Annotated in this window: 8 protein-coding genes; 6 read left to right on the top strand and 2 right to left on the bottom strand. The window is 59.4% G+C overall.

Going from position 1 to position 13,559, the window contains the following annotated elements:
• Window positions 1–10 precede the first annotated feature (10 nt).
• From rpsF to dnaB, 5 genes are all read left to right on the top strand, one after another.
• Window positions 11–433, top strand: a complete 423-nt coding sequence (gene rpsF, locus AB4N48_RS21725) for a 30S ribosomal protein S6 (RefSeq protein ID WP_016771938.1) — start codon at window positions 11–13, stop codon at window positions 431–433.
• A 29-nt stretch (window positions 434–462) separates the two neighbouring features.
• On the top strand, window positions 463–693 hold the full coding sequence (gene rpsR, locus AB4N48_RS21720) for a 30S ribosomal protein S18 (RefSeq protein ID WP_002551829.1): 231 nt from the start codon (window positions 463–465) through the stop codon (window positions 691–693).
• Between the two features lie 36 nt (window positions 694–729).
• Window positions 730–1,623: a hypothetical protein gene (locus tag AB4N48_RS21715; protein ID WP_460094302.1), complete on the top strand. Its 894-nt coding sequence runs from the start codon at window positions 730–732 to the stop codon at window positions 1,621–1,623.
• Between the two features lie 18 nt (window positions 1,624–1,641).
• Entirely contained in the window at window positions 1,642–2,088 is a 447-nt protein-coding gene (gene rplI, locus AB4N48_RS21710) for a 50S ribosomal protein L9 (protein ID WP_003221136.1), read from the top strand.
• A gap of 119 nt (window positions 2,089–2,207) precedes the next feature.
• On the top strand, window positions 2,208–3,605 hold the full coding sequence (gene dnaB, locus AB4N48_RS21705) for a replicative DNA helicase (RefSeq protein ID WP_016771936.1): 1,398 nt from the start codon (window positions 2,208–2,210) through the stop codon (window positions 3,603–3,605).
• Between the two features lie 39 nt (window positions 3,606–3,644).
• On the opposite strand, the gene AB4N48_RS21700 is transcribed toward dnaB, so the two are convergent.
• Complete coding sequence (locus AB4N48_RS21700; RefSeq protein WP_460094301.1) at window positions 3,645–8,285, bottom strand: NEL-type E3 ubiquitin ligase domain-containing protein; 4,641 nt, start codon at window positions 8,283–8,285, stop codon at window positions 3,645–3,647.
• A 3-nt stretch (window positions 8,286–8,288) separates the two neighbouring features.
• Entirely contained in the window at window positions 8,289–10,994 is a 2,706-nt protein-coding gene (locus AB4N48_RS21695) for a hypothetical protein (RefSeq protein WP_460094300.1), read from the bottom strand.
• 229 nt (window positions 10,995–11,223) lie between these two features.
• Between AB4N48_RS21695 and AB4N48_RS21690 the strand changes: the two genes are divergently transcribed.
• Window positions 11,224–13,527, top strand: coding sequence for a YgiQ family radical SAM protein (locus AB4N48_RS21690; RefSeq protein WP_016771932.1), 2,304 nt, complete (start codon window positions 11,224–11,226; stop codon window positions 13,525–13,527).
• Window positions 13,528–13,559: the final 32 nt, after the last annotated feature.

Below are 13,559 nucleotides of genomic sequence, written 5' to 3'. Positions count from 1 at the left end.
AGGAGCATTCATGCGTCATTACGAAATCATCTTTCTGGTCCACCCGGATCAGAGCGAGCAAGTCGGCGGCATGGTTGAGCGTTACACCAAGCTGATCGAAGAAGACGGCGGCAAAATCCACCGTCTGGAAGACTGGGGCCGTCGTCAACTGGCCTACGCAATCAACAATGTTCACAAGGCTCACTACGTGATGCTGAACGTTGAGTGCACTGGCAAGGCCCTGGCCGAGCTGGAAGACAACTTCCGCTACAACGATGCAGTGATCCGTAACCTGGTCATCCGTCGCGACGAAGCCGTTACCGGCCAGTCCGAGATGCTCAAGGCTGAAGAAAACCGCAGTGAGCGCCGTGAGCGTCGCGACCGTCCTGAGCACGAAGGCGCCGAAGGCACCGACAGTGATGACAGCGACAACAGCGATAACGCTGACGAGTAATCCACGGACCTTATTAAGGAGCCTATCAAATGGCACGTTTCTTCCGTCGTCGTAAATTCTGCCGCTTCACCGCTGAAGACGTGAAAGAGATCGATTACAAAGATCTCAACACTCTGAAAGCCTACGTATCCGAGACCGGCAAAATCGTTCCAAGCCGCATCACCGGTACCAAAGCTCGTTATCAGCGTCAGCTGGCCACCGCTATCAAGCGCGCCCGCTTCCTGGCCCTGCTGGCCTACACCGACAGCCACGGCCGCTGAGACCGGGCAGTCGACAAGTAGCAAAGGATTGAATGCATGCGCGCCTTAGCTGAGTTCATCATGCGAGGCCGAATGCAGGCCACTCTCGTGGTGGCCGGATGTGCAACATTGCCGTTGTTGTATTGGTTGGGTGCTGCCGCCGGGAGCCTTGTGCTGCTGCGGCGCGGATTGACGGACGCCCTTGGCGTTCTGTCACTGGGACTGCTGCCGGCCTTGATCTGGTGGCTGTATGCCGATGACCCACGGGCACTTCTGGTGCTGCTGGGGTCTTCGGGGCATGCGTTGGTTTTGCGCGCAAGCGAATCCTGGGTCCGCACGCTGCTGGTCAGCGTAGTGATCGGAGTGGTGTTTTCAGTGGTGCTCGGGGTCGCGTTTGCGGCCCAGATCGAGATGCTTGCACAGGCCCTTATAAAGGTCATGCCGGCACTTCTCGGTGAGACCTACAAGCAATTGTCGGTCGATGAGCAAGCGCGTTTCGCGTCCCTGATTGCACCGGTCCTGACCGGACTGATTGCGGCCTTGTTGCAGATCGTCAGCGTGCTGAGCCTGATTGTCGGGCGGCATTGGCAGGCGTTGTTGTACAACCCGGGTGGTTTCGGTCGCGAGTTTCGCGCCATCCGCATCCCGCTGGGGCCGGCGATGTTACTGCTGGCGTTGATGCTTCTGGGCCCGAATCTCGGTGCACAGATGGCCATGTTGACGCCGTTGTGCAGTGTACCGCTGGTGTTCGCCGGGCTGGCCCTGATTCACGGGCTGGTCGGGCAGAAGCGACTGGCCGGTTTCTGGCTGGTGGGGTTGTACGTCACGCTGCTGTTGTTCATGCAGCTGATCTATCCGTTGCTCGTGGTTCTGGCCATTGTCGACAGCCTGATTGATTTTCGCGGTCGTCACGTGTCGAAAGACACCGACAGCGCGAACGGTGAAGGTTAAAAGTTAGAGGATTTTCACATGCAACTGATCCTTCTGGAAAAAATCGCCAACCTGGGCAACCTGGGCGACAAAGTAAACGTTAAGGCCGGTTACGGCCGTAACTACCTGCTGCCTTTCGGCAAGGCTACCGCTGCGACCGCTGCCAACCTGGCTGCGTTCGAAGAGCGTCGCGCCGAGCTGGAAAAAGCCGCCGCAGACCGTAAGGCATCGGCTGAAAGCCGTGCTGCCCAACTGGCCGAGCTGGAAGTGACCATCACTGCCACCGCTGGCGACGAAGGCAAGCTGTTCGGTTCGATCGGTACTCACGACATCGCTGACGCACTGACCGCCTCCGGCGTTGAAGTGCAGAAGAGCGAAGTTCGTCTGCCGAACGGCACCATCCGCAACGTGGGTGAATTCGACGTGGCCGTGCACCTGCACGCCGAAGTTGAAGCCACCGTACGCGTTGTCGTGGTAGCAGCTTAAGCAACATCGATCGGCTGGCGGCTTGTCCATCAGACGGTTAACATCGGGCACGATCCTGTTTACAGGTCGTGCCCTTTGTCTTTCTGAATTCCCTGCTTTTCACTAATACTCAAGTGGCCATGAACGATATCTCCGCTCCCGAGCAATACGATCTGCAAACCGCTGCCCTGAAGGTGCCGCCGCATTCCATCGAGGCCGAACAGGCCGTACTCGGTGGTCTGATGCTGGACAACAACGCTTGGGAACGCGTGCTCGATCAAGTCTCCGATGGCGATTTCTATCGACATGACCACCGTCTGATCTTCCGAGCGATCGCCAAACTGGCTGATCAGAACTCGCCGATCGACGTCGTGACCCTTGCCGAACAGCTGGACAAGGAAGGTCAGACGTCGCAAGTCGGCGGCCTCGGCTATCTTGGCGAACTGGCGAAAAACACCCCGTCCGTCGCCAACATCAAGGCCTATGCGCAGATCGTCCGCCAGCGTGCGACGTTGCGCCAACTGATCGGCATCAGTACCGAGATCGCCGACAGCGCCTTCAACCCCGAAGGCCGTACCGCCGAAGAGATCCTCGATGAAGCTGAACGGCAGATCTTCCAGATCGCCGAAGCGCGGCCGAAGACCGGCGGCCCGGTCGGCGTCAATGAGTTGCTGACCAAGGCTATCGACCGGATCGATACCCTGTTCAACACCGCCGACGCCATCACCGGTCTGTCTACGGGTTACACCGACCTCGATGAAAAGACCAGCGGCTTGCAGCCGTCCGACCTGATTATCGTCGCCGGCCGTCCGTCGATGGGTAAAACCACCTTCGCGATGAACCTCGTGGAAAACGCCGTGTTGCGCAGCGAGAAGGCTGTCCTGGTTTACTCCCTCGAGATGCCAGGCGAATCGCTGATCATGCGTATGCTGTCTTCGCTCGGCCGAATCGACCAGACCAAGGTGCGTTCCGGCCAGCTCGAAGATGACGACTGGCCGCGCCTGACGTCAGCGGTCAACCTGCTCAATGATCGCAAACTGTTCATCGATGACACCGCCGGTATCAGCCCTTCGGAAATGCGCGCGCGGACCCGGCGTCTGGTGCGTGAGCACGGCGATGTCGGCTTGATCATGATCGACTACCTGCAACTGATGCAGATCCCCGGTTCCAGCGGTGACAACCGCACCAACGAGATTTCCGAGATTTCGCGATCGCTGAAAGCGCTGGCCAAGGAATTCAACTGCCCGGTAGTCGCCCTGTCGCAGCTCAACCGCTCCCTCGAACAACGCCCCAACAAACGCCCGGTCAACTCCGACTTGCGCGAATCCGGAGCGATCGAGCAGGACGCCGACGTGATCATGTTCGTTTATCGCGACGAGGTGTATCACCCGGAAACCGAGCACAAGGGCATTGCCGAAATCATCATCGGCAAACAGCGTAACGGCCCGATCGGGTTTATTCGGCTGGCGTTCATCGGCAAGTACACGCGCTTCGAAAACCTCGCGCCGGGCAGTTACAACTTCGACGACGACGAGTAACAGCAGACCGGATCATCCGGCCTGCTGTCGTGGTCGGTTTCAATCGGCCGAAGCTGCCGTCTCGCTGCTTGCAGTTGTTTCGACTCCGTCACCGGGGCGAATTTCCTCGCGGGTCAGTGCCTGGATCAGCGTCGCTTCGCTGATGGCCAGCTGTGCTGTGACGTCATTGGTTTGCGCCTGATATTCGGTTTCGGTCAGGGCATTTGTCGCAGACTGCGCGTCCAGTGCGGCCTGTTTCTGTTGATAGGGCTGACGTGCGGCGTCGAACCGGGACGAGTATTTGTGCGTGATGAAGTCCTGCCAGAAATCCATCGATACCAGAGCCTGAAACTCATCGGGGGAGTCGTTCAAGGCGATGACCTTTCGGTAGGCCACTTCCAGCATCGGCGATGTGACGCCGGCCATGCCGATAAAGGACAGTGTCTGCGGCTGAAACGGTAACTGCAGCCGATCCTTGAGCCCAAAGCGGTAGGCCATCGTCATCTCGTGCGGGTCGCGCAAGCGCAGCTGATGGATATTGCGCTCCCTCGCTGAAGTTTGCGGATCGTCGACGATTGCCCTGCTCGCAGCGATTTCGGCTGCGGCCAGATCATCGACCTGTCTGAGTCTGAACAGGCTTCTGGACAGGTCCACCAATCGAGCACCATCGCCGTCTTGCCTCGCCTGCATTCGCGCCTTGTGCGTCATGGTCAGTACTTGCATGTCTGTAAACGTGGCAGCGGCAAGGTCAGTGCAGCCAGCCTCGCAGGCGCGATCAAAAACGTCTCTGCGCAGCGCACGTGTCTGCACGCTGTTCTCGCTGATCGCATCGACCACGTCCCAGATCTGTCGGCGGAAATCGGCATGGTGGGCGAGCTTGGAAATGATGTTGAAAAAGCCATCTGAGCCCACCTGTGCTTTGAGCCTGTTCAATTGCTCGGCGCGAATCATCGCCTCGTCTGCCGTCATGCCGACGGTCAACTGCGGATAGACCGAAACAGAGTTCGTTGCCACTGCTTGCGGGTGGGCTGCCGAAAGAGAAGTCGTCAGCAGGTTCAATGGATTGTAGAGCGATGCTGCGGAGCGGTTCAGCCATTCACCGTAGCCGGCCAGGCGTTCTCGTGTGTATGCGCTCAGGGGATTACCGCTTATCTGAGTGCCACTGTTGACCTGAATCGAATGCGTCAGGCGATCCGCTGCCGGTGCGACGACAAAGTCGGGCAGACTCGTGATCCGGTTGTCGTTCAGATGGACCTTGCCCAGCAGGGGCTGATCGAACAGTCCGGTTGGCCAGCTTTCGATGCCCGTATTGGACATGTCGACCTCGCGCATGTCAGTGATCGCACTGAAATCCGGGCTCACGCTCAAGTGCGGGTTGTCGTGAATCCACAAGGCCCTCAGAGTGGTTCTCCCGGCCAGTATCTGCGCGGTCTCGGCGGTGAGTTCCAGTTGATTGCCCTGCAGGAACAACCGCGTCATCCCGTGCATCTCGCCGATGGCCGGAGGGAGATCCCTGAGTCGATTGTTCGCCATGTTCAGCCAGCGCAAATGCCGGAAGCGGGTCAGGAAACCTTCCGGGGATTCGGTGAGATTCATGTTGTTGAGTTTGAGTGAGCCGACATGGCTGAAGTCGCTGCTCAGATCCGGCAGGGTTGGCAGTGTCAAACCGCTCAAATCCAGTTCAAGACCTATCGGCGTGCCGTCGAAGGCGTGTTGCTCGGGCGTTTCACGTCGCCAGCAACTGATGATCCGGTCACGTGCCTCGATGCGCTCATTGCGGGTTTGAGTGTTGGCGTGCAATTGATTGACGCGGATATAGCGCAGACGATTGCTGCCTCCGGAAAAAACCCAGTCATCCAACTGGTTTTTCAGCACGGCGAAATCCTGCTCGAGCGCCAACAGCCTGGTCGCGACAGTGCCCTTGTCTTGGCTCCAGATAAAATCCCGGCAGGCCTTGATGCTTTTGCCCGGAAACAGTCTTCGGTAGCGTTGCGCTCGCGAGTTCTCAGTATCGAATACGGCGGGGTGGGCTGGAGTCATCAACTCGGGATGCAGTTCATTGAGTCTTCGCCAGTAGCCATCGAACTTTCTCCAGTAAGGCGAAGGGAAGTCGTTGCCCTCAATCAGCGTGCGGTTGTTGATCCGCGCGACCACGGCCAATTGATCGGCAGGCGGGTTGATATGCGCGTCGGGGACGTTGCGCAGTTTATTGTTGCTGAGGTCGACGCCGGTCAAGGTGGTCTTGTCAGCCAGCCCGAGGGGCCACTCGCTGATTCCGGTGTTCCTCAGCTCCAGTGTCTGCAGTCCGGACATCGCGCTGAAATCGGGCGGTATCTGCAGTGGGTTGTCAGAGAGCTTGACGGTAACCAGCTGATGCAATGCACTCAATGCACCAGCGCTGTGCTCATCGAGTTTTATCTGGTTTTCAGTCAGATTGAGGTGGGCGAGCCGGCTCATCCCGCTGATGGCTGCGGGCAATTTTTTCAGGCCGGAGCGGGTGATCGTCAGAATGTCCAGATCAGGCAACCGCGACAGGAACGTGTCGGCAGTGTCGGACCAGACGACGTTATTGAGGATGAGCATTTTCAACCGACTGAAGTCGGCAGTCAGTGACGGTAGCGGTCCGTTCACTGCTGGCAGCATGAGCGACGTCGATTCCTGGAGCCAGCAGTCCTTGATAGTCCGGGCAATGTATTCTGCCCGAAGCTTTTCCTGGCCGGCGGCGCTGGATGCTGCCGACGTGCTGTCGGCGACGTAAGCCTGCAGCTGTGCGTCGAGCACCTTGAACTCCTCGAAACGCCGGCTGATCGTGGCTTCTGCATCATCCCCCAGACCGATCAGGTATTCCCGGGCAGTTTGCGGGGTTCTCTCTGGATGCATCTGCAGCAGCATGGCGACTTCTGGAATGTCGCCATCAATCCGGAATGCAGCCGTGCGTGCGCTGGTGATCAGTGCCGGGTATTGCGCCGTAACCCGCTGCCAATAGACTTCCAGCCGCCGCCAATAACCGCTGGCGAAGGGATTGCCTTCGATCAGGGTGACGCGGTTGATGTTGGCGATGGCGAGCAACTGATCACTCGCCGGGTTGATGATTGTCTGTGGAATTTCGCGCAATCGGTTGTTGCGCAGATCGATTGACTCTATCGCTAGCTGATCTCGCAGCCCGGTTGGCCATTCATCCAGCCCGGTGTTGCGCAGACTCACGGTCTTGAGCTGGAGCATGCCGCTGAAGTCCAGGGTCTTGCCCAGCGGGTTGTCCGACAGATCAAGGTTTTCCAGTTGGCTGAGCGAAGCCAGCTCGCCGGCGGTTTGCTCGCTCAGTTCAATGCGGTTCGCTCGCAGGTCCAGTTCCTTCAGGCCGGGCATCTGCGTGAGGTTCGCCGGCGGTGTATCGAGCGCCGAAGCGTTGATTTTCAAGCGCTCAAGGGCTGTGAACCGCTTGAGAAAAGTTTCGGAGCCCGCCGACCATGCCACCGCCTGCAAGTGCAGCGTGCGTACATGGCTGAAATCTGCCGAGAGCGCAGCGATGCCGGCGCCGCCAAGATCCAGCTGCAGCGTTGTTCCCGTCTGCCGTTTCCAGCAACGCTTGATCTCTTGCGCGGCGCGCTCCACCGAGGGATGGGCCGCCCCGCCGGCCAGCGTACTGGTCTTCAGCCACGTCGCGAGTTCCAGCTTCAAGGTCTTGTATTCAGTCTCGACGCGGGTCAAGAAGCCTTGTACATCGTCGCCGTGGGGGCTCAGCAGCGTGCGGATCTGCTCGCTGTCCAGAGAGGGATAAAGTTTTCGCAGTCGCGATTGTGGCGTGCGCAGTCGGTTGAACGCGGTGTTGAGCCGTTCCCGCAGCCCCGGTGAAGCCGGTTGGTCGGGACTGCCACGCTGCATTCCGCCGGCTCCGCCGACTAAGATGCCTTGCCAGCCCTGACGGGCATCGAACACCACAGGCTCGGATCTGCCAGGGCGCGTAGCGCTGTAGATGTTGTCGACGTCGGCGGCGACAGGATCTTGCGGGCGAACGATGCGCATCACTTCGGCCAGAGGCGTCGACGCATCGGAATCGTACAGGACCTGATAGCCGTGATTATCGATCACTGCATAGAGCTTGCCGTCATGGCGGTGCAGCCCGTCGCTGTCGGGTGAGCTGGTGCTGAAGTCGAGCGGCGTGCGAAACGCCTGCAGACGCGCCCCCGATAAAGCGAAGGTGCTTGGTTGCGAAAATTCCAGCGCATGCCATCGACCACTCTCGGGGTCGTGCAGCATCAGCGGTCCGGAGGGGATCGATTCACTGGCCAGCCTGGCGCGCCAGAGGCCGCTCTGCGCATCCTTGCCCACCTGCACGAAGCCACCATCGGTCATTTCCACGTAATGGCGCCCCTTGAAAGTTCTCAGGCCTTCAGCGTCGGCATCGGGCAAGCCGATCGTTGCACTGAGCCGGTAATGCTCAGGCGGGTGGCCCACATGAGCGAAGGCGTCATGCATTGAAGCAATCGCCTGCACTGTGACGTTGGGAGCAGGAACGATTGCATCAGGATCGATACCGTCTGTGAGCCTGTTCGCGCGGATTGACGGGCCGCTCAACGTGGTCGGATCCAGGCCGGGGCGCGGGGTCAGGTTGAGGCGTGGCGGGGGCGTATCCATGGATGTGTCCGGTCGAATATGTGAATGACCGGGAAGCGTCACTTTCGACGGCGGTTTGCTTGGCATGTCTTACATTCCTTGTAGTCGTTGCACGGTAGCTTCTTCATCGGAAGCTGCCGGCCTGTTCGGCGTCATTGCCTGAGGCTGTGTCATCGGGTGAGCGGAGGCGGCGGCGAGGTCGAAGATTTTCTGCGCTGTGCGTCCATCGAGATATTCGCGCCAGACAGGTTGATGCGGCCGCTGCGCCAGTTCTTCCCTGCGCTGCGATTGAATACCCCTGCTGCTTTGTTCAAGGGTTTTCAGATGCGCGCCGCGCACGTTGAAATTCAAGTCCGGGGAATCCTGTCTCGCATAATGAAAATGTGCGTGCCAGAGGGGATCGTGGGTATGTGCATCGGTGACTAGATAGATGTCGAGATATTGCCGGTCCGAACCCTTGCCACGTTTCAATCGGCTCTCGATTTTCCGGGCGTTCACGTGGCCCTTGTCGATCAGGTACAGCAGTCGGTCGACGTTCAGAACATGCTTGTCCTTATAGATTCGCAGGCGGATGTTTTCGCCCTCATTGCGCAGACGTTCACTGGCGTCCTGCAGGCGCCGAATCAGCGCGGCGCTCTCATCATGGGCCAGTTCCGCCCGCTGCAACTGCAATACGGTGTCATCCATTGCCCCGGCGCTGCTTTCGAGCATCTCGACAATGTTGTCCGGATGGTTTCTTTGCCGTTCTTCGTGCAGGGCAGCGCGAACATGCGCGTCGACACGGTCAAGGTGCCGAGTGGCTTCGGCAACCAATGACGGCAAGCTCCTCTGCGGCGTTGTCCGCGGCGAACGCCATTCACCGCGTCCTCGGTCATAGGTCTGTGACGGCTGCCTGGGATTGTGGAGGTTGCGGACCTCAATCACCTCTTCGTTTTGCGCGGTGCGTCGAGACTCGCCGACATTGAGCTTGTAGACGCCGTTTTTCTTTGCCCGAAAGATGAGCTTGGGCGGCGGTTGGAGACCGCTTCTGTCCTGGGCCGGAATGAACTCGAAATCAATGTTCTGCTGGTCGAACGTCAGCACCGGACGGTCAGCCTGATGGAGAAACTGGTTCAAGCGGCCTACCAGCGTCTGCTCGAATATTTCGATTTCCGCAGTGATCTCCCTGCGTGAAGTGGCGTGCTGCTCCCCCGGTGCCAGATCAAGGCGTTCGAACCAGTGGCGGATGGCTGTGCATTCCTGGAACAGGTTATTCAATACGGCAGGGTGGGAAACCTCGGGAACTGCGCCAAGCGCTCCGTAAACAAAGGTCACCTGACCAAAGCGGGTGGCCAGTTCCGATGCCAGAGGGGCGTTGCCGGCCGATTGTGGGGTATCCAGCATCAGACTTTTGGTCAGGACCCAGGAGGCAACAACGTTATGGGTGTCCATTGGTGAAAGAACATCCGCGCTGAACTCGTCTGGAGAGACCCGCCATTTGTTCACCAGATTGTCGGCGATTTGCTGGCGCTCTTTCAGATGACTCAGCATCCTGCCCAGAACGTTGACTGTTCGCGGCAGCCGCTCCGGGTCGAGGTCGATCATCGGACCCTCCAGGGCGTGGCGCGTCAAGCCGCATTCGATCAGTTGCTGATAGGCGAGCATCTGTTTTTTTTGCAGCCTGATTATGTTGTTCAGGTAAGCGTCCTGCTTCATGAAGCGCTTGATCGAGGATTTTTGCTCCTCGTAGTATTTCAGCGCCTTTCCAAGGTGTTTCAGTTCTTTGTGGCAGTGAACCTCGCGATCAAGCAGCGCCATTGTTTCGCGTCGAACGGTTTGCGCATGCTCTCCCTGCGCGTTACTCGCCTCCAGCCAGGCGTTTATCAGCTGTTCACGTTTATCCTGATCTTGCTTGATCCGCTTGTTGATACCCTCGAGTGCGACTGTCACCTCCAGATGCAGCCATAAGTCTGAGGGTCGCGCCGCTGCGCCTCTCGGCATTCCGGCTACACCTGTCAAGGAGGTTCCGCGCCAGCCGGATTGAGCATTGAAAGTAATCGCTTCCGACCTGCCGGGACGTGATGCGACGTAAACGTTTGTCGCATCGGCGGCGATCGGATCTTCAGGGCGAACGATGCGCATCACCGCTCTGTGCGGTGTCGAGGCGTCGAGATCATGCAGAACCTGATAGGCGTAGCTCTCGATCTGCACATAGAGTTTGCCGTTGAAGCGCAACAGGCCATCGCCGTCCGGCTCGACCGTGCTGAAATCCAGATCGGTGCGAAACGCCTCCAGCCGGGTAGTGGACAAGGGGTAGGTGGAGGGCGCCGAGGTGTCGATGGGCTGCCAGAGACGGCTGTCGGTATCGAAGCGCAATAGCGGTCCCGACGCGTGCAATTCGCTGGGCAATTTTGCCCGGTAGAAACCGCTGGCCGAGTCCAGACTCACCTGTACGGTGCCACCCTCCGGTACCTGGACATACTGGCGTCCATTGAGCGTCGACATGCCTTCGGCATCGGCCGCCGGCAGCACAACCAGCGAAGTGATCCAGTAATCCTTCAAAGGGCGGTCGTGCACAAAGGCAACAGATTGCGCTACCGCTGCCGTTCTGACCGCCGCCCGCGCAGGCATGGGGATAATGTGGTTGAGCACGTGATCGATCGCTGTTGCGATCGTTGTCGTCGGGCGCGTGGGAATCCTGAGCCCCGACGTGCCATCGAAGGACAGGGGGAAACCAGGCCGGGTTAGCGAATAATCGGGTCGCGGATTATGGACCGAGACGGTGGTAATACCTCTGATTGGCGGTTTGGGTGACATTGCCTGTCTTCCTTTACGTTGAATGCCCCGTTACTCCCGGGGGAGTGCTGCGGGCGGGCGGCTTCCTTGCCGTTTTGGTGCGTCGTACGCTCAGCGAAAACTCGTGATGTGTCGCGGGCTGGCTGCGCGAGACCAGCTCGCAGAGAAACCGACCACCGTCGTCGGAATTGGTCAAAATTTGTGCTATATTCCGCGCCCGCGATTTTTCACTTCAACACCGGTCGTCGACATGCAAGCAGCCAAGCCGTTATTTGACTATCCAAAATATTGGGCCGAATGTTTCGGGCCAGCGCCATTCCTGCCGATGAGCAGGGAGGAGATGGATCAGCTCGGCTGGGATTCGTGCGACATCATCATTGTTACCGGTGATGCCTACGTCGATCATCCGTCGTTCGGCATGGCGATCATCGGCCGGCTGCTGGAGTCGCAAGGCTTCCGCGTCGGGATCATCGCGCAGCCGAACTGGCAGTCCAAAGACGACTTCATGAAGCTCGGCGAGCCGAACCTGTTCTTCGGCGTCGCGGCGGGCAACATGGACTCGATGATCAATCGTTACACCGCGGACAAGAAAATCCGTTCCGATGACGCGTACACGCCCGGCGGCATGGCCGGCAAGCGTCCGGATCGCGCCAGTCTGGTCTACAGCCAGCGCTGCAAGGAAGCCTACAAGCATGTGCCGATCGTGCTCGGCGGCATTGAAGCCTCGCTGCGCCGCATCGCCCACTACGACTATTGGCAGGATCGCGTGCGCAACTCGATCCTGATCGACGCCAGCGCCGACATTCTGCTGTACGGCAACGCCGAGCGGGCCATTGTCGAAGTTGCCCAGCGCCTGTCGTGGGGCCACAAGATCGAAGACATCACCGATGTGCGCGGCACCGCGTTCATCCGTCGCGACACGCCACAGGGCTGGTACGAAGTCGACTCCACGCGCATCGACCGTCCGGGCAAGGTCGACAAGATCATCAACCCGTACGTGAATACCCAGGACACCCAGGCCTGCGCCATCGAGCAGGAAAAAGGCCCGGTCGAAGATCCGCAGGAAGCCAAGGTCGTGCAGATCCTGGCCAGCCCGCGCATGACCCGTGACAAGACCGTGATTCGTCTGCCGTCGATGGAGAAGGTGCGCAACGACCCGGTTCTTTACGCCCACGCCAACCGCGTGTTGCACCTGGAAACCAACCCGGGCAACGCCCGTGCGCTGGTGCAGAAGCATGGCGAGCTCGATGTCTGGTTCAACCCGCCGCCGATTCCGATGACCACCGAAGAAATGGACTACGTGTTCGGCATGCCTTACGCCCGTGTGCCGCACCCGGCGTACGGCAAGGAGAAGATCCCGGCCTACGACATGATCCGTTTCTCGGTGAACATCATGCGTGGCTGCTTTGGTGGCTGCACCTTCTGCTCGATCACCGAGCACGAAGGCCGCATCATCCAGAACCGTTCCGAAGAGTCGATCATTCGCGAAATCGAAGAGATCCGCGACAAGGTGCCGGGTTTCACCGGCGTGATTTCCGACCTCGGCGGCCCGACTGCGAACATGTACCGCATCGCCTGCAAGAGCCCGGAAATCGAATCCGCCTGCCGCAAGCCGTCGTGCGTGTTCCCCGGTATCTGCCCGAACCTGAACACCGACCACTCGTCGCTGATCCAGCTGTATCGCAGCGCCCGCGCCCTGCCGGGTGTGAAGAAGATCCTGATCGCCTCCGGTTTGCGTTACGACCTCGCCGTCGAGTCGCCGGAATACGTCAAGGAGCTGGTGACTCACCATGTCGGCGGTTATCTGAAGATCGCCCCGGAGCACACCGAGGAAGGTCCGCTCAACCAGATGATGAAGCCGGGCATCGGCAGCTATGACAAGTTCAAGCGCATGTTCGAGAAGTACACCAAGGAAGCGGGCAAGGAGCAGTACCTGATTCCGTACTTCATCGCTGCCCACCCGGGCACCACCGACGAAGACATGATGAACCTTGCTCTGTGGCTCAAGGGCAATGGCTTCCGCGCCGACCAGGTGCAGGCGTTCTACCCGTCGCCGATGGCCACCGCCACGGCGATGTACCACTCGGGCAAGAACCCGCTGCGCAAGGTGACGTACAAGAGCGACGGCGTGACCATCGTCAAGAGCGAAGATCAGCGTCGTCTGCACAAGGCGTTCTTGCGTTATCACGACCCGAAAGGCTGGCCGATGCTGCGTGAAGCGCTGATCCGCATGGGCCGCGCCGATCTGATCGGCCCGGGCAAGGATCAACTGATCCCGGCGCATCAGCCGGCCACCGACAGCTACCAGAGCGCCCGTCGCAAGAACTCGACGCCGGCCGGCAGCCACAAGGTCGCCAAAGAGAAGACCACCAAGATTCTCACTCAGCACACCGGTCTGCCGCCGCGTGCCAGTGATGGCGGTAATCCGTGGGACAAGCGTGAACAGGCCAAGGCTGCGGCATTCGCCCGCAACCAGCAGGCGGCCAAGGAGCGCAAGGATGCGGCCAAAGGCAAAGGGCCGAAGCCGACACGCAAGCCGGTCGTGCCGCGCTAAACACTGCTTGAGCTGAACAGAACGCCAACCTT

It is taken from the genome of Pseudomonas sp. S2_C11, assembly GCF_054668395.1.
The sequence above is the reverse complement of the archived record's forward strand: the minus strand, read 5'-3'. Positions and strand labels throughout refer to the sequence as shown.